General features: G+C 53.7%; 14 protein-coding genes. 12 read left to right on the top strand and 2 right to left on the bottom strand.

Going from position 1 to position 17513, the window contains the following annotated elements:
* Nucleotides 1–58: 58 nt before the first annotated feature.
* Nucleotides 59–1078 carry a c-type cytochrome gene (locus tag LPB67_RS09670; protein ID WP_262836942.1) on the bottom strand — a complete coding sequence of 340 codons (1020 nt, stop codon included), beginning with the start codon at nt 1076–1078 and terminating at the stop codon, nt 59–61.
* Between the two features lie 354 nt (nt 1079–1432).
* Between LPB67_RS09670 and LPB67_RS09665 the strand changes: the two genes are divergently transcribed.
* The 12 genes from LPB67_RS09665 to LPB67_RS09610 all read left to right on the top strand — a co-directional run bounded on the left by LPB67_RS09665 (nt 1433) and on the right by LPB67_RS09610 (nt 16286).
* Nucleotides 1433–1981 (top strand): RNA polymerase sigma factor, encoded by a 549-nt coding sequence (locus LPB67_RS09665; protein WP_262836941.1) that lies wholly within the window; start codon nt 1433–1435, stop codon nt 1979–1981.
* The gene (locus LPB67_RS09660) at nt 1978–2637 is read left to right on the top strand and encodes an anti-sigma factor family protein (protein ID WP_262836939.1); all 660 of its coding nucleotides are present in this window, start codon (nt 1978–1980) and stop codon (nt 2635–2637) included. The genes LPB67_RS09665 and LPB67_RS09660 overlap by 4 nt, the downstream gene beginning before the upstream one ends.
* A 212-nt stretch (nt 2638–2849) precedes the next feature.
* Entirely contained in the window at nt 2850–3923 is a 1074-nt protein-coding gene (locus tag LPB67_RS09655) for a S8 family peptidase (RefSeq protein ID WP_262836938.1), read from the top strand.
* Nucleotides 3924–3986: 63 nt separating this feature from the next.
* Nucleotides 3987–4658: a TorF family putative porin gene (locus LPB67_RS09650; protein WP_262836936.1), complete on the top strand. Its 672-nt coding sequence runs from the start codon at nt 3987–3989 to the stop codon at nt 4656–4658.
* 407 nt (nt 4659–5065) lie between these two features.
* Nucleotides 5066–8680 (top strand): indolepyruvate ferredoxin oxidoreductase family protein, encoded by a 3615-nt coding sequence (locus LPB67_RS09645; protein WP_262836934.1) that lies wholly within the window; start codon nt 5066–5068, stop codon nt 8678–8680.
* Nucleotides 8681–8901: 221 nt separating this feature from the next.
* Nucleotides 8902–12261 (top strand): fused isobutyryl-CoA mutase/GTPase IcmF, encoded by a 3360-nt coding sequence (icmF, locus tag LPB67_RS09640; protein ID WP_262836933.1) that lies wholly within the window; start codon nt 8902–8904, stop codon nt 12259–12261.
* A gap of 294 nt (nt 12262–12555) precedes the next feature.
* A complete protein-coding gene (locus tag LPB67_RS09635) occupies nt 12556–13026 on the top strand; it encodes a hypothetical protein (RefSeq protein ID WP_262836931.1) in 471 nt (156 codons plus the stop codon).
* Nucleotides 13027–13069: 43 nt separating this feature from the next.
* A complete protein-coding gene (locus LPB67_RS09630; protein ID WP_262836930.1) occupies nt 13070–14122 on the top strand; it encodes a DUF5694 domain-containing protein in 1053 nt (350 codons plus the stop codon).
* Between the two features lie 86 nt (nt 14123–14208).
* A complete protein-coding gene (locus LPB67_RS09625; RefSeq protein ID WP_262836929.1) occupies nt 14209–14580 on the top strand; it encodes a hypothetical protein in 372 nt (123 codons plus the stop codon).
* A gap of 88 nt (nt 14581–14668) precedes the next feature.
* The gene (locus LPB67_RS09620) at nt 14669–15172 is read left to right on the top strand and encodes a cupin domain-containing protein (RefSeq protein WP_262836928.1); all 504 of its coding nucleotides are present in this window, start codon (nt 14669–14671) and stop codon (nt 15170–15172) included.
* A gap of 147 nt (nt 15173–15319) precedes the next feature.
* On the top strand, nt 15320–15817 hold the full coding sequence (locus tag LPB67_RS09615) for a DUF3291 domain-containing protein (RefSeq protein WP_262836927.1): 498 nt from the start codon (nt 15320–15322) through the stop codon (nt 15815–15817).
* A gap of 127 nt (nt 15818–15944) precedes the next feature.
* Complete coding sequence (locus LPB67_RS09610; RefSeq protein ID WP_262836926.1) at nt 15945–16286, top strand: zinc ribbon domain-containing protein YjdM; 342 nt, start codon at nt 15945–15947, stop codon at nt 16284–16286.
* Nucleotides 16287–16389: 103 nt separating this feature from the next.
* Here LPB67_RS09610 and LPB67_RS09605 read toward each other — a convergent pair whose 3' ends face one another.
* The gene (locus tag LPB67_RS09605) at nt 16390–17355 is read right to left on the bottom strand and encodes a hypothetical protein (RefSeq protein WP_262836925.1); all 966 of its coding nucleotides are present in this window, start codon (nt 17353–17355) and stop codon (nt 16390–16392) included.
* Nucleotides 17356–17513 lie beyond the last annotated feature (158 nt).

The following is a 17513-nucleotide window of genomic DNA, read 5'->3' as shown; positions in this document are numbered from 1 at the left end:
CCAGATGATATGCATGTAAGTCCAGTGATTTGCCGGATCGCAGGCACAAATTCGCCAGCTAAAAGCTAAAGCGCTGTATTGAAATCTGCCGGCCGTCAGGCAGCGTCAAGACAGCCGTCGTGGTAGTGCTGAATTGGATGGTGATACTGCCTACGTTGGGATTGACAATGGATGCCGGTTTATACAAGCCAGTCAAGGTTTGACCGTTGCCGTATTGTAGCCATTGCCCTTGATACGTCATGGTATTGGTCATCGCGGTAGGGCCGGAGACGTACCAGATAGGATTACCCCCGGTGTCGTACATATACCCTGCGAGGAACATAGTGCCATTTTGAATTTCAATGGAAAATCCCCGTCCTCCTTCATTGGGATTCCACCACCAGCCGGCCTGTGGCGTGCCGGCAGGCGGCACGGCGCTGGCACCGCCAGGCACAATGTCAAAGCGCTCAATCGGAACTATGCCTCCCGGCCAGGTAATCGTGCCGTGGCTCGGATCGGTAAAAGTCACACTGATATCGCCGCTGCTCATCGTACCCGTCGTCGGGTGAAACGTACCGGTCAGGGTTTGACCGCCTAAATAGGTCGTCAATACGGAATTGAAAGTAGAGCCTGTCGTTGCCGTGGGCCCTGCCGCGTGCCAGCTGGCACGCCCTGAAGGATCATACAAATAGTCGGCCATGAAGATATTATTGCCCTGTTTTTCTATGGTAAACCCCCGCCCGCCTTCTGCCGGATTCCACCACCAGCCTGTTTGCGGCGTGATCGCCGCTGGCGGTGGTGTTACAGGCCCCAGGTAAGCGGCTATATCGCTGATATCGGTGGCGCTAAGCCTGCGCAGCGAGGCCATTGAGGATACGCTATTGATGGCACTGGTAATTTGCGCGGCAGTGCGGTCGGCAAGACCGCTTGATGTATGGCAGGCGAAACAACGTCCTTGCGGACCATTGAAAAGCGTTCCGCCCCTGACGGCATCCGCCGCCATTACTGTGCCAGACGAAAACAATGCATACACACACAACAACGCCATGAGCATGATTTGGCGCAGGTAAGCAATTCCGGTTGTTTTTAAGCTTTGCATCATTTCCTCATCAATACAAGAATCCGAAAAAAGAAAACGTCCCCGATTCAGGCCCCGGCGCTTCTGGGTATCCTGCTCATGGAAAACCGCTTCAAGCTCATGGTTCGCAATTCAGTTGCAGCTTTACTGTCAATACGGAATTATCCTGAAAAGGTTCAAATTTAACCGACACTATTTTTTTCTATCGCCATGCTGAATCTCATCAAGTATCCTTTTCAGGTAATGGCTTATTTTAGGATTAACCTGAACTTTATTGGCGGGGGCCGGTATTAACAGCAAGTGACGGGGAAAACAATGTTGATACACGCGGATACTGAGGTGCCGGATTGCTACTACTGTCGAAGATAGGTGTGAATGGAAGAACATGAGGTGCAACTCCTTGGACTGATTGCTAGAGGAGATCGTCAAGCGTTTGAGGTTTTATATCGCGCTTATTTTCCGCGCTTGGCGAGATTTCTCGACAAGATGTCCCGTAACGCGTTTCTCATTGAAGAAATCGTGAATGACACCATGCTGGTGGTCTGGCAAAAGGCGCACACCTTCAATCATAGCTGCAAAGTCTCGACATGGATTTTCTCGATTGCCTATCGACAAGCGCTAAAAGCCATTAACAAGTCGGATGATCCCATTGAGTCCGATTTTGAGCTTTACCATGGCGCAATCAGGAATGAACCGGAACAAGTAATCACTCGACAGCAATTACAAATGGCAATTCACAAAGCACTTAACGAATTACCCATGGAGCAAAGGGTCGTGGTCAGCCTTACGTATTTTCATGACATGGATTACAAAGAAATTGCAGTGACCATGGATTGCCCGGTCAATACCGTCAAAACCCGGATGTTCCACGCTCGTCAAAAGTTAAAAAACATACTTTCCAGCCACCATGAGGAAATATTGTGAACACGCAGATACATCAAATAGATCCCGATACGCATGAATTGGTGCAAGCGCTGTTGCCGTGGTTCGTTGCGCAGACATTGGATGCAAGAGAGTTTGATCAGGTACAGCGTCATTTAAGCGTTTGCCCGCAATGCAGAGCAGAGTCAGAAGCGCTTGCTGTGCTGAAAGGTTCAGGACAAATAATGCATTCACAACCGGATGTCGACCAGGCATTGGCGCGGCTCTTGCCCCGATTGAATCAACCGGCTTCGCCGTTACCTCGTATCAGGCAATTGTTACAGGCCGGATGGGATTGGCTATGTAGCCAGCAACGACAATGGAGGCCAGCGGTTCTGGCCTTGCAATCGGTAGTTATCGCTGGCTTGATTGCCTACATCGCTATCCCACAAAAAGACTCGCCGCAATTTCATGCATTAAGCAGCCCCAATGCGCCTTCAATCGGTAATATTGTCGTGGTCTTTAAGCCAGATGCAAAGATCAGCGACATTCAAAACATCATGCATAGGACTGACGCAAGGATAGTCGATGGACCGACTGTGGCGGATGCCTACCTGCTGAGTGTGGATCCTAAGGAGCAAAATCACATCATCGAACAACTCAGGGCGGAATCCAGTATGCAGTTAGTCGAGTCACTCGATGCCAAGAGTGCGCCATGAGCAGATATTGGCCAGGTATAGTATTGAGCTTGGTTTTGGGGATGGCCTGTGCGCAGGATGAAAGCAGATCAAGGGATCAGGTGCAAAATAATGCTGTCGCTAGCGCAGTCACCAGCGCTGCCACTACCTCGCATCAAATTTTGGTGATGCTGCATTTGCCGCTATCGCACTTTCGCCCTGACGCAAGCTATGGTGGACGCTATAAAAATACTATGACACGTTTATCGCGTCGTCGTCTGGCGGAAGAGCTGGCGCAACTACATGGCTTAAAGCTGGTCGATGATTGGCCCATGCCCGCGTTAAACATCGACTGCTATGTGATGGAAGAATCCGCCAACGAACCCTTGGATAAAATCATCGAATCCCTATCCAGGGACCCGCGCGTAGAGTGGGCGCAAGCTGTTCATCAATTTGATGTCCAGGCGAATAATGATCCCCTGTATCCGGTACAGCCCGCCGCTAAATCCTGGCAATTATCCGACGTTCATAAAGTAGCAACCGGCCGCAACGTTGTGGTTGCCGTGATTGACAGCGGCATCGAAAGCAAACATCCCGATCTGATCGGGCAGATTACAATCCAGGAAAATTTTGTCAGCGCCAATCCCTATATTGCAGAAAATCATGGCACCGGCATCGCAGGCGTGATAGCGGCACGCGCGGGAAATGGCGGCGGCATCATGGGGGTCGCGCCGGATGCGCACTTAATGGCCTTGCGAGCGTGCTGGCAAGAAAACGACCTGAGCACAAAATGCAATAGCTTTACCCTGGGTAAGGCACTGCATTTCGCCATCATGCGGGATCCCCAGGTAATCAACCTGAGCTTAAGCGGCCCTGACGATCAATTATTATTGCGCCTGCTGGAGCTTGCTCACAAGCGCGGGATCAAGCTCGTCGGCGCAGTCGATCCTGGAAAGTCGGACGGCGGCTTCCCCGCATCGCATCCAGCGGTCTTTGCCGTGTCGAATCAGGATACGGGCAAGCTTGGCGATCGTGTTTTAATCGCGCCGGGACGCGATATACCCACCACGCTGCCGGGTTCGCGCTGGAATTTTGTGTCGGGATCGTCGTATTCGGCCGCGCATATTTCCGGAATGATGGCATTATTGAGCGAATTGAAACCCTCGGTCAGCGCATTGGAAATTCGCCAAAATATCATCATGAAATCATCCGGCCATACTGAAAAACAGTCTGATAGAAATATCGACTTGTGCGCCACGATCACGAAAATAAGCGGCAAATGCGCGTGTACTTGCGAACAGGCGCATGCCGTTGCCAATCGCCACTAACCATCATCGGGCATTCATTTGAACAGGTTAGCGCTCCTCCTGATATTGCTGTTCCCTTTGGTGATGGCAGAAGTACGCGCTCAAATCAGCGGAAGTGTTGCCGTCACCTCTGACTACGTCTATCGCGGCGTTTCGCTGAATAACGAAAAACCTGCCTTGCAACTCAATCTAACCTTTGATGGCAAGGACGGATGGTATCTAGGGGGCTTTGCCTCACAAGTCGCACTGGGTAAGCAAAACAGATCGGGGGAGCAATTGATCGGGTACGCAGGTTATGCCAGGCAGCTGCCTTCGGGGTTGATCTGGGAGTTAGGGGCGACACAATCGGTTTTCCCAAAAGAAGCCAGTCTCAATTACAAAGAAGTTTTTGCTACGGTGAGTTTTAAAAATATCAGTGGCAGGCTGTATTACTCGCCGGATTATTTAGGATATGGCCTCAGAACGGCCTATCTTGATATCAGTGCCAGCTATCCTATGAGTAGTGAACTCTATTTTTTTAGTCATATCGGCTTACTCAAATATCTCTCCGAGCAAGCATCTGTTTCCTATCCCTATGAGAAAACCTATGTCTCGCTACCTGATAAATACGACACCAGACTTGGTGTGGGATGGAATTATCTGAATTGCGAATTTCAACTGGCCTGGCATCATCTCTCAGGCGACCACAGCACCGATTCTCAATATAAGAACAACTCGCGCAACAGCCTGGTTTTTAAAGTAGTTCGCGCATTTTGACACTAAGAGCGTTTTACCGGATCGATGAAAAATCAATGGTATCAATTTTTGTGATACCTCTATTTTAATTCCATATTTTCCTAACAGCAGTCACTCGCCTACACTGTGTACACAGCAGATTTCAAAGGAAGTCGAGGAAGCGCTGCAGCGAAATTCATGAAGCTTCCTTTGATGTCTCTTTGATTCGATGAATTCTTGTGCAGGCACCATCTGGCCTCGTTATGAGCAAGGCCGATGGTGCCCGATTGACATCGAATTTTTCATCGAATTGGAATAAAATGGTTGATATCTCAGCCAACGCAAACAAACCTATATCCGATACCTCGCTATAGGTGACGAGCAAACTTGTGTCTTACCGGATGCAACTCATGTTCTTTGCGATCTAAATCACAAATTTTGGAGCTACTATGTCATCCGACCCGACCGTGGAGTCTGCTGGACTCACGTCCGCCTCATCTTCTGCGCCAAGCCGCGCAATACCGCTTACTCCTCCTGTTCCAAGCGAGGCCGAACTCAGTGATGTCAGGCTCGACGATAAATATACGTCGACCAGCGGCACGATATTTTTATCCGGCATCCAGGCCTTGGTCCGTTTGCCGATGATACAGCGCCAGCGCGACCTGGCCGCAGGCTTGAATACCGCAGGCTTTATCTCCGGCTATCGCGGGTCGCCGTTGGGCGGTCTCGACGAAACCTTGTGGAAAGCCCAGCAATTACTCGACGATAGTCATATCAAATTTGTGCCCGGCGTGAATGAAGATTTAGCCGCAACCGCGGTTTGGGGCACGCAAACCGTCGACCTGATCGGCCCTGCCAGATACGATGGCGTATTTGCCATGTGGTACGGCAAGGGTCCGGGCGTGGATCGCTGCGGCGATGTGTTCAAGCACATGAACCATGCGGGTACCGCCAAACACGGCGGCGTCTTGCTGGTGGCCGGCGATGATCACGGTGCGTATTCCTCTACCTTGCCGCATCAGTCCGATCATATTTTTTCCGCCTGCATGATCCCTGTGCTGTATCCCTGCAATGTGCAGGAATACCTGGATCTGGGTTTGCATGCCTGGGCCATGTCGCGTTACTCGGGTTGCGCGATCGGCTTCAAGGCGCTGGCTGATACGGTAGAGTCAAGTTCCTCCGTCGATGCGGATCCCTTCCGCTTGAAGATCGTCTATCCAGCCGATTTCGTGATGCCGGAAGGCGGCCTGAACACCCGCTTGTCGCTCGATACCCTGGGAATTCAGGCGCGCAAGCAAGAAGCGCTGATGCAGGATTATAAGATCTATGCAGCGCTGGCCTACGCCCGGGCGAATCAGTTGAATCACACCACCATTGACAGTCCGAATGCCAAGCTCGGCATCGTGGCATCCGGCAAATCGTATCTGGACGTACTGGAGGCCATGGAAGAGCTCGGTATCGATGAAAAATTCGCTGCCGAGATCGGCATCCGTTTGTATAAAGTCGCCATGCCCTGGCCGCTGGAGCCGGACGGCGTGCGCGAGTTCGCGCAAGGTCTGGACGAGATTCTGGTGGTCGAAGAAAAACGTCAGATGGTCGAATACCAACTCAAAGAGCAACTCTACAACTGGCGCGATGATGTGCGGCCACGCGTGATCGGCAAGTTCGACGAAAAAGGCGAATGGGTGCATCCACGCGGCGACTGGCTGCTGACCTCGAAGGCAGATTTCTCGGTGGCACAAATCGCCCGCGTGATCGCGGCAAGGATTGCGCGCTTATTTCCGTCACCCTACACCAGCGATCTGATCAAGGCGCGCCTGGCTTTTCTGGAAGCCAAGGACGTGGTGCTGAGCAAGGATGTGAATACGCCGCCGCGTCCTGCCTATTACTGTTCAGGCTGTCCGCACAATACCTCGACCAAAGTACCGGAAGGCAGCCTGGCGCTGGCCGGTATCGGTTGCCATGTGATGGCCACCGCGATCTATCCCGAGTTCAATAAACTGACTACCCACATGGGGGGCGAAGGAGCGCCGTGGATAGGTCAGGCGGCCTTCTCGACTTTGCCGCATGTGTTCCAGAATCTCGGCGACGGCACTTATTTCCATTCGGGCTACCTGGCAATTCGCGCGGCCATTGCCGCCAAGGTGAATATCACTTACAAGATTTTGTACAACGACGCCGTCGCGATGACCGGCGGGCAGCCAATCGACGGTATCATTTCCGTGCCGATGATGGCACAGCAAATGGCGGCCGAAGGTGTCAAGCGCATTGCGCTTGTTACTGAGGACTTATCCCGCTATGCCGATCGCTCCGCTTTGCCGGATTTTGTGACGCTGCATGACCGCAAGGAGATGGATGCCGTCCAGCGCGAATTGCGTGAAATCGCAGGTGCCACGGTGCTGATCTACGACCAGACCTGCGCCGCAGAAAAACGTCGGCGCCGCAAAAAGAAAGAATTCCCCGACCCGAATCAGCGCATGTTCATCAACGAAGCGGTATGCGAAGGCTGCGGCGACTGCGGTGTGCAATCGAACTGTACCTCGATCATGCCGCTGGAAACCGAATTCGGCCGCAAGCGCACGATTGATCAATCGTCTTGCAACAAGGATTATTCCTGCGCCAAAGGTTTTTGCCCCAGCTTTGTCACGGTCGAGGGCGGCAGCTTGCGCAAATCCAAAACCGGCACTGCAAAAATCGACGACTTCGGCGGATTGCCAGAACCCGTGTTGCCGACCTGCGCGGTACCGTACAACATTTTGCTCAACGGCATCGGCGGTACCGGCGTCATTACCATCGGCGCCTTGATCGGCATGGCCGCGCATCTGGAAGGCAAGGGCGTCTCGGTGCTGGATATGACCGGGATGTCGCAGAAAAACGGTTCCGTCACCTCGCATATCCGTATCGCGCACAATGTCGCCCGTTTGCGCGCGCAGCGTATTGCGACCGGGGAAGCGGATCTGATCCTCGGCTGCGATATGCTGACCACCGGTGCACATGACGCGATTTCCAAGATGCGCGCTGGCCGCACCCGCGCAGTCGTGAATACGCATGAGCAACCGACCGGTCCTTTCGCTAAAAATCCCGACTGGCAATTCCCGGCAGAATCGGTAGAGCAATTGATTGCCGAATCGGTGGATCACAAGGTCGACTTTATCAATGCGACCAGACTCGCGACGGCCTTGATGGGCGACTCGATTGCGACGAATTTATTCATGCTCGGTTTTGCCTACCAAAAAGGCGCGATCCCGGTATCCGAGGCCGCCCTGATGCGTGCAGTCGAGCTGAACGGCGTCGCCATTGAATCGAATAAAAAAGCCTTCCTGTGGGGCCGCCGGGCCGCCGTCGATCTGGCCCGCGTAGAAAAAATCGCGATCCCGTCCGCGCCTGTCATCGTGCAGATGCCGCAAAGTCTGGAGCATCTTATCAAGCGCCGCGTCGACTACCTGACGGCCTATCAGAACTCTGCGTACGCACAGCAATATCAGGACCTGGTCGCCCAGGTCCGCGCTGCCGAAGCCGTGCTCGGCGCCGGCAATAAACTGGCAACCGCCGTGGCGAAGTATGCATTCAAGCTGATGGCGTATAAGGACGAATATGAAGTTGCGCGCCTGTACACCGACGGCCAATTTACCGACCAGCTTAAACAACAGTTTGAAGGCGATTTCTCCCTGAAATTCAATCTGGCTCCGCCGCTGTTCTCGAAGAAGGACGGTCAAGGCCATTTGATCAAAGCCGAATACGGCTCCTGGGTCTGGCATGCCTTCAAGTTACTGGCGAAATGCAAGGGCCTGCGCGGCAGTAAGTTCGATATCTTTGGCTACACCGAGGAACGCAAGTCCGAGCGCGCCCTGATCGCCAATTATCGTGAAACCGTATTGAGCCAGATCGCAAGATTGACCAAGGATAATCTGGACAAAGCGGTGGCGCTGGCTAATTTGCCTGAACATGTCCGTGGTTTTGGGCATGTCAAAGAAAAAGCCATGGAAAACTACTATGCTGAACAAGCGCGTCTGTTGCAAAAGCCCAAGGCGCCAGTGATAGGCGAGATCACCCGCGCTGCTTAAGACTCGCCCCCTCTCGCGCTCGCTCCTGCGAACGGGAGAGGGGGATTACAACAAACGAATTGAAAAACTTACCGCAATATCCATAAGGGTTCCCAGCCGATTCTGGCCGATAAGCCGCATATATATTGCGTGTTCACTTAAAACTATTTAGATTGACGTTTACGTTAACGTCATATAACTTAGCTTACAACCATTAGAAAACCCAGATTGTTGAGGAAGACATGACTGACCTGTCCGTAGCCCAAAAACTGACCGAATACAAACCTGCCAACAAAGTCCGCTTCGTCACCGCGGCGTCCCTGTTCGACGGCCATGACGCCTCGATCAACATCATGCGCCGCATCCTGATGGCGAATGGCGCCGAAGTCATTCACCTCGGCCATAACCGCTCGGTGGAAGAGATCGTGACGGCGGCATTGCAGGAAGACGCGCAGGGGATTGCGATTTCGAGTTACCAGGGCGGTCATGTCGAATACTTCAAATACATGATCGACTTGCTCAAGCAGCGTGGCGGCGAGCACATCAAGGTGTTCGGCGGCGGCGGCGGCGTCATCGTGCCGGACGAAATCGCCGATCTGCATGCCTATGGCGTGACCCGTATTTTCAGCCCGGAAGACGGTCAGCGCCTCGGTCTGGTCGGCATGATCCTGTCGATGATACAAGCCTGCGACGTCGATCTGTCGAGCTATGCGCCGACCGCGATAGACAGTTTGCAAAGTGACGACATCGTCGCCATCCATCGTCCCCTGGCGCAACTGATTACCGCTTTGGAGAACGACCGCGTTGCGCCGGAATTGCGCAATGCCTTGCATCAGGCGGCAGACAAGATCAGTACGCCGGCCTTCGGTATCACCGGCACCGGCGGCGCCGGTAAGTCATCGCTCACCGATGAGCTGATACGCCGTATACGTCTGGATCAGGACGATCAGCTGAATATCGCCCTGATTTCGATCGATCCGTCGCGTCGTAAATCGGGCGGCGCTTTACTGGGCGACCGGATTCGTATGAATGCAATCAATCCCTGGGGCGGCAAACTCAAGGTATTCATGCGTTCCCTGGCCACGCGCGAAGCGGGTTCCGAGATTTCCCAGGCCTTGCCGGACGTGATCGCCGCCTGCAAAGTTGCCGGGTTTGATCTGGTGATCGTCGAGACTTCGGGTATCGGCCAGGGCGATGCGGCGATCGTACCGCATGTCGATTTGTCGATGTATGTCATGACGCCAGAGTTCGGCGCAGCCTCGCAACTGGAAAAAATCGACATGCTGGATTTTGCCGATTTCGTCGCCATCAATAAATTCGACCGCAAAGGCGCACAGGACGCGCTGCGCGATGTCGCCAAGCAGTATCAGCGCAACCGTGAAATGTGGAGCAAAAAGCCCGATCAGATGCCGGTCTACGGCACCCAGGCTTCGCGCTTTAACGACGACGGCGTGACGGCGTTGTACCAGGGCATCTTGCCGGCACTGGCCGAGCGCGGTTTAAAAAGTATTCCAAGTAAGCTGGCACCCGTCAGCGCCAAATTCTCGAGCGGCAAGAACGTGATCGTACCGGCAGCGCGGTCGCGCTATCTGGCCGAGATCGCCGACACGGTGCGGCAATACCACAAACACACAGGCAGGCAAGTGGTGTTCGCCCGCGAGCGCCAGCAGTTGCAGGAGTCGTCCCGCATGCTGCGCGAGTCTTTGGATAAAGCCGCTCGCGGCGCTGTCATGCCGGGCGATAAAACCCCGGGCTCGCCGCTGGAATCGCGTTTGCGCGAGAACGATATTCTGTTTGAACTGAATACCCTGGCAGAAGAAAAAGACGCATACCTCGACGCCGAATCCAAAAAACTCATCGCCATGTGGCCCGACATGCAGGCAGCGTATGCCGGCGACGAATACGTGGTCAAAATCCGCGACAAGGAAATCCGCACTCAACTGGTCAGCAGCACCCTATCCGGCACCAAGATACGCAAAGTCGCGCTGCCGCGCTTCGTCGATCACGGCGAAATCCTGCGCTGGCTGTTGCTGGAAAACGTCCCGGGCTCTTTCCCGTTCACCGCCGGTGTATTCGCCTTCAAACGCGAAGGCGAAGACCCGACCCGCATGTTCGCCGGCGAAGGCGATCCTTTCCGTACCAACCGCCGTTTCAAGCTGGTGTCGCAAGGGATGGATGCCAAGCGTCTGTCGACCGCATTCGACTCTGTGACCTTGTACGGCGCCGACCCGGCAATCCGTCCGGACATCTACGGCAAGGTCGGCAACTCCGGCGTCTCGGTCGCCACCCTGGACGACATGAAAGTCCTGTATGACGGCTTCGACCTGTGCGACCCGGCCACCTCGGTCTCGATGACCATCAACGGCCCGGCCCCGACGATTTTGGCGTTCTTCATGAACACCGCGATCGACCAGCAAATGGAGAAATTCCGCGTCGATAACAAGCGCGAAGCTACCGCCGACGAAGCCGCCAAGATCAAAGCCTGGGTGCTGATGAACGTGCGCGGCACGGTGCAGGCCGACATCCTGAAAGAAGACCAGGGCCAGAACACCTGCATTTTCTCGACCGAGTTCAGCCTGAAAGTCATGGGCGATATCCAGGAATATTTCGTGCATCACCAGGTGCGCAATTTCTACTCGGTGTCGATCTCCGGCTACCACATCGCCGAAGCCGGCGCCAACCCGATTTCGCAACTCGCGTTCACCATGTCGAACGGCTTTACCTTTGTCGAAGCCTACCTGGCGCGCGGCATGCACATCGACGATTTCGCCGCCAACCTGAGCTTCTTCTTCAGCAACGGCATGGACCCGGAATACACCGTGCTGGGCCGCGTGGCGCGCCGCATCTGGGCCGTGGCCATGCGCGACAAATACGGCGCGAACGACCGCAGCCAGAAGCTGAAATACCATATCCAGACCAGCGGCCGCAGCCTGCATGCGCAAGAGATCGACTTCAACGATATCCGCACCACGCTGCAGGCGCTGATCGCGATCTACGACAACTGCAACAGCCTGCACACCAACGCCTACGACGAAGCGATCACCACGCCGACCGACGAATCAGTCAGACGTGCGCTGGCGATCCAGTTGATCATCAACCGCGAGTGGGGTCTGGCCAAAAATGAAAACCCGATCCAGGGCAGCTTCATCATCGAAGAGCTGACCGACCTGGTCGAAGAAGCCGTGATGCAAGAATTCGAGCGCATCGCCGAACGCGGCGGCGTCTTAGGCGCGATGGAAACCGGCTACCAGCGCGGCAAAATCCAGGAAGAATCGATGCACTACGAACACCTGAAACACGATGGCACGCTACCGATCATCGGCGTCAACACCTTCCGCAACCCGAAGGCCAGCGACACCCCGCAAAAAATAGAACTGGCGCGCTCGACCGACGAAGAGAAGCAATCGCAACTATCCCGCCTGGCCGACTTCCACCAACGCCATGCCCACGTCGCCCCCAAGGCGCTGGCCGCCTTGCAGCAAGCGGCGATCAATGACGAGAACGTGTTCGAGAAATTGATGGATGCGGCACGGGTCTGCTCGCTCGGGCAGATCACCACGGCGCTGTTTGAGGTGGGCGGGCAGTATCGGCGCAATATGTAATTTGCCGCGCCGATAAATCCAATTAGCGGCACGTCATTAGCGTACGGTAGGGTGCGCCATGCGCACCAATGAAAATCCCGGACCGGCTCCGGGATTTTTTATTGCAATTGGCGTAGATGCGATTAGCGCAGCGTAATTGCAAGCATGTCTGGCTAACGTGATTGAAAGCATACGATTACGCTACGCTAATCGTACCTACGCGGGCTGATGGCACGAAGGCTTGAAAAGCATTGTTAAATTCTTATCGACCTGATAGATTGCCTCTTTGTACTTTTAAACAAAATAGACTCTGCAATGAAACTTTCGAACATCTGGTGTGTACACGTTGCTGCGCTAATAGCGTTCGCAGGTGTAATCATCCACGTGGGCGCCGTCTTTGTCGGTCCATCGTGGTTCGAGTTCTTCAACGCCCCACCTCGCGTTGTCACCTCGGCACGCGAGGGTACTTGGCTTGCCCCAGTCAGTGCCTTGGTCATCGCTGGCCTAATGGCCATGTGCACCATGTATGCGGTCTCGGTGATCGGGCTGGTTCGGCGGCCGCCTTTGCAGCGCTTGGGCCTGGTTAGTATTGCTGCTGTATGCCTCCTGCGCGCTCTCATCCTTCCTCTCTTGGCGATAAACCACCCCGAGCTGCGCAATACCTTTGAGGTTGTTGCCGCTATTGTCTGGTTTGTCGCAGGTGTCGGATTCGTGGTTGGCTTCCGCATTGCCAAGGTGGGGCCTAACGATTCGTCCAAGCCGACCCCGCTTTGCGGTGCTGCTTAACTCCTCCGTTAGCCTATTCTGAAAAAACACAAAGGATTACGACATGAGCAAATGGACAAAGTGGGTCTGGGGATTAATCGCGGCAGTTCCGTTCGCAGCGCAGGCGCAGGTCGATCTGAGGGCGCTCGATCGCGACATGGCTGGACCGCGAGCGCAGGTATTGGTGCTGGGCACCGTGCACCTGAGCGGCATGCCGGCAGACTTCAATCCTGCATCGCTGGATGGCGTGCTCAACCGGCTGGCGGCGTTTCGGCCCGACATCATCACCATTGAGACTGAGTCCGGCGAGGAATGTGATCTGGCGGCGCGTCATCCTGCAAAGTACGGCCCCGATTACTGCGTTCCGACTGACGCGGCGATGGCGGCCACCGGATTGGACGTGCCCGTCGCCATCGCTGAAGTGGACAGGATGCTCAAGACCTGGCCTGCGCAACCGGCACCGGCGCAGCGGCGGCGCCTGGCCGCGTTGTTGCTGGCGGCGAATGACCGCGCCTCGGCCTATGTGCAGTGGCTGCAACTGCCCGAAGCCGAGCGCCGCACTGGCGACAGCTTGAACGCTGCGCTGGTGGAGTTGCTCGGTCAGATAGAGAAACGCAACAACGAGAACTACCAGTTGGCTGCGCGCCTGGCGGCACGGCTGGGCCTGCAGCGGGTTCACGCCGTCGACAACCATACCGGCGACCACATCGATGTGCCGGACATCAAGGCCTTCGTCCGGGGGATCGAGGCGGCCTGGGCCGCAGGCGGTACGGCCTTGAAAGAGCGCGAGAAACGGGAGGAAGTTTTATCGCTGGCCCCCGACCTATTGCCGTTGTACCGCGTCATCAACGACCCGGAAGGCCTGAGGATACGCGCCGATGTCAACGTTGGCGCGGCCATGCGCGCAAAGTCAGCGGAAGGCTATCCGCAGATGTGGGTCGCCGGCTGGGAAATCCGCAACCTGCGCATGGTTGCCAACATCCGCGAAACCTTCCGCGAACGCCCCGGTGTCCGCGTCCTTTCCATTGTCGGCGTCACACACAAGCCGTGGTTCGACCACTGGCTCGGCCAACTGCAGGGTGTGGATATCGTCGACGTGGCAGGGGTGCTGAAGTGACGCGATGACAGAGGCTGCACTGGGCACAAATCCGCAGCATTCCTCACCATCACCTTAGTTGCCGTTGCCATGAAGGGCTACCAGCCATGAAATTGATGATCCCTATTACCTTTTTTCTGATGGCTATCGTTGCATGCATTACTGTTTGGTTCGTGAGCACACTTAAGCCAGCCAGCGTTGGTGGCTTCGTATTTTTCGCGATCTGGCTAGTTTCCCCTTACGCAATGATGAGCGCGGCATTGATGTTTTTACGCCCCAAAGACAAGCCTTCTTTTCATTGGTATATTGTCGCAGTCATCGTATCCATTGGCGGCATTCTCTTTTTGGCGGACGTCATTTTCTGGCATCCAGATGCGCAGGGAGCGATGGCAGTATTAATGACCCCAATACTGCAGGGCGGCGCATGGATTCTTTTGTTACCAGTTGTCTGGTGGGTGTCGCGGAATGCACGCACCTAAGCCATCATTTATTTAAGCGGGACACTTGACGGCACAATTTAATTCAAACCTCAGGCGTCACGAACCATTTAACTTAAAGGTCTCTACCATGTCCGACAAAGCTGCTTCCCTTGCCGCGGCCCTGATCCGCAACTTCAATGAAATGCCGTTGACGCGGACGCAGCGGGAGCCGCACTACGATGCACAGGGCGTGCGTTTGGCGCGCGGAACTGCTGCACAGAAACTGGGCGCTTCGTTCGATATCCTGGCGCCGGGAAAGCGAGTGTGTCCATACCATCTGCATCATGCCCAGGAAGAGATGTTCATCGTACTCGAGGGCAACGGAACCCTCCGTGTAGCCGATGAGATGCTGCCGCTCAAGGCTGGCGATGTCGTGTTCATTCCACCCGGCCCAGAGTACCCGCACCAGATAATCAACACGTCGGAGGCACCGCTGAAGTATCTCTCGATCAGCACCATGGAAGCGCCGGAGATCTGCGAATATCCGGACTCTGGCAAGTTCCTGGCTGAGGGCAGCCTCGACAAGAGCGAGCCGTTTGAGGTGATCGCACGCAAGGGACAAAGCCTGGACTACTGGGACGGAGAGCCTTGACCGCAGTGATGCCTCACCTCCTGTATTACCCTCCAAAATTCAAGAAATTGATATTTAAAATGTTAACAAGCCCTAATGTGCCATCGGAATTTTTTTGCAACCGGTGGCGAATGATAGGTTTGATTTAATGATTGACTGAGAGTCCCTATGTCCGCTTATGAATTAGCTCAACTGAATATCGCTGTAATGAAAGAGCCGCTTGATTCGCCAGTGATGGCCGATTTTGTCGCCAATCTTGATCGCATCAATGCGCTCGCTGAAGCGTCCGACGGATTTGTCTGGCGCCTGCAAACAGAAGAGGGCGATGCGACCACAGTGCGCCCATTGGGCGACGAGACGCTGATCAATATGTCGGTGTGGCGCGATGTCGAGTCCTTGAATAATTATGTATACGGATCCGCGCATGTGGACATCATGCGCCGTCGCAAGGAATGGTTTGAGCGTATGCAAGAGTCCTACATTGTGCTCTGGTGGGTCAGCAAAGGACATCGTCCCAGTCTGGATGAGGCAATCGCTAAATTGGCTTTATTACGATCGGATGGCCCTGGCGAAGCCGCCTTCACTTTCCGTCATGCCTATGCGCCGCCGGACGCGATTCAGAGGCGTTCTCCGGCCGCGTTTGATGATGCCTGTCCGGCCAATTGATTAGGTGTGACGACGCCGGTTCGCCATACCGGCTGATTTATTTCAAAGTAACAGTGCAAATCTGATAGCTAGAAAAGTTGCTGGGTTATACTGCAGCCCTTGGATTTAACGCATTTTGAAAGAATGTATGTCGACACCACCCGCTTGCCCGCAATGCGCGATGGAAAACACCTACCCGGATGGCGATAACTATGTTTGCGCTGATTGCGGGCATGAATGGCCACTACTTGCTGTCGCCGCTTCCGATGATAGTGATGACAGAATCGTGAAAGATTCTAACGGCAATGTGTTGAGCGATGGCGATGCGGTAGTGCTGATCAAAGATTTGAAAGTCAAAGGCTCTTCGACCACCTTGAAAATGGGAACCAAGGTCAAAAGCATTCGTTTAGTCGGTGGTGACCATGAAGTGGATTGCAAAATGGATGCAGGCAGCTTTATGTTGAAGGCTTGCTATCTGAAAAAAGTCTAAGCCGTACAAAACCGGCGGATTCCAATCAGAACTCAGGATGCTCTAAATTGAATTAGATGATAGATGAAAAAATACCTCACCAAGGTGAGGTATTTTTGGTCATTTACTTCTGAATCGCAGATAGCGCGCGCAGCTGTTTGGACAGCACATCCTGTATTTGAGGCTGCACAGGCGTACCTCCTTTGCTTACATCAGCAAGAGATTTGTCACGCGCCAGTCTTGCTTCTGAGGCAGTTTGCAATACATTTGGATCAACCATCATCTCAGATTTCTCGGTTGCTGGCGCTATCAGGCCTAGTACAAAGCTTTTTGATGCAGTTCGGAATGCTACCCAGTTCTCACCGCTTCCTGCTATCGTGCCACCTTTCAGGAAAGTCCAATGTGTACCTTCCATGCGGTTAAAACCAGTGAATTTGAATTGAAAAAACTGGTAGTAAGAGGTTGATGAATCAAGAATCATGGACCAATATCCGGAGTTTGCATCGTATGAACATAAAGCGATGTTAGCGGTCGATCCTGTCCTGTAACCTTTCAGGTAGTTGGTGCCATCGGTGGCGATATATGTGCTATTGAATTTTATTCTTTCACCATTGTAGACTGGGAAACTGGGGCTGCCATAAACACCCGACCATTCGCCGTAGCACGCATTCGGATATCGCGTGTTGTCCCCGTTCGCGAAATCAAAACGGGTGATTTGTGTCGTATATCCCATGATTGTCAATGTTGCGTCTTTAGCGCCATTAAATTTGATCGTTATGGCTCCGGAATCAAGGCTTTGAGGAGTGCCTTGTGAGCATCCAAAACAAGAGCCGTTAACTGCTTTGACAACTCGCCCGGAGTAGGATGAGTCACCGCTTAATGTCCCGGAACTGTAATACCAGACGGGTTGTTTATTTGCATCATATGTATAAGCCGCAACAAAGATTTGATTATCTTGAATTTCAATTGAGTAGCCACGGCCAGCTTCAGAGGCATTCCACCACCAGCCGGATTCAGGCATATTTGCTTGCGCTGCACCAGTCAAAGAGCAAAAAAGCAGGAAAAATATTGTTAAACGCTTGATAAACATTGAGTTGATTCACTGAAATTAATATTGTCGGAATGTATCATATTGTCTAAAAATAAGTAATGCTTTGTTAGCATTTTTGGTCGAACGACAATTTATAAAATGCAATAAATACTTTTCTATTGATCTGTAAAATGCGTCATTCCTGCCTTCGCAGGAGT

Source organism: Undibacterium sp. Jales W-56 (assembly GCF_025548535.1).
Classification (GTDB): domain Bacteria; phylum Pseudomonadota; class Gammaproteobacteria; order Burkholderiales; family Burkholderiaceae_D; genus Undibacterium.
Note: the sequence above shows the minus strand (reverse complement) of the source record. Positions and strands in the feature narration are given on the sequence as shown.

Excerpts from the sequence above, each read along its gene's own strand:
- LPB67_RS09650 (WP_262836936.1), top strand. The coding sequence starts at position 3,987 with ATGGCAGAAGTACGCGCTCAAATCAGCGGAAGTGTTGCCGTCACCTCT.
- LPB67_RS09620 (WP_262836928.1), top strand. The coding sequence starts at position 14,669 with ATGTCCGACAAAGCTGCTTCCCTTGCCGCGGCCCTGATCCGCAACTTC.
- LPB67_RS09625 (WP_262836929.1), top strand. The coding sequence starts at position 14,209 with ATGAAATTGATGATCCCTATTACCTTTTTTCTGATGGCTATCGTTGCA.
- LPB67_RS09615 (WP_262836927.1), top strand. The coding sequence starts at position 15,320 with ATGTCCGCTTATGAATTAGCTCAACTGAATATCGCTGTAATGAAAGAG.
- LPB67_RS09610 (WP_262836926.1), top strand. The coding sequence starts at position 15,945 with ATGTCGACACCACCCGCTTGCCCGCAATGCGCGATGGAAAACACCTAC.
- LPB67_RS09635 (WP_262836931.1), top strand. The coding sequence starts at position 12,556 with ATGAAACTTTCGAACATCTGGTGTGTACACGTTGCTGCGCTAATAGCG.
- LPB67_RS09630 (WP_262836930.1), top strand. The coding sequence starts at position 13,070 with ATGAGCAAATGGACAAAGTGGGTCTGGGGATTAATCGCGGCAGTTCCG.
- LPB67_RS09655 (WP_262836938.1), top strand. The coding sequence starts at position 2,850 with ATGACACGTTTATCGCGTCGTCGTCTGGCGGAAGAGCTGGCGCAACTA.
- LPB67_RS09645 (WP_262836934.1), top strand. The coding sequence starts at position 5,066 with ATGTCATCCGACCCGACCGTGGAGTCTGCTGGACTCACGTCCGCCTCA.
- LPB67_RS09605 (WP_262836925.1), bottom strand. The coding sequence starts at position 17,355 with ATGTTTATCAAGCGTTTAACAATATTTTTCCTGCTTTTTTGCTCTTTG.
- LPB67_RS09670 (WP_262836942.1), bottom strand. The coding sequence starts at position 1,078 with ATGCAAAGCTTAAAAACAACCGGAATTGCTTACCTGCGCCAAATCATG.
- LPB67_RS09665 (WP_262836941.1), top strand. The coding sequence starts at position 1,433 with ATGGAAGAACATGAGGTGCAACTCCTTGGACTGATTGCTAGAGGAGAT.
- icmF (WP_262836933.1), top strand. The coding sequence starts at position 8,902 with ATGACTGACCTGTCCGTAGCCCAAAAACTGACCGAATACAAACCTGCC.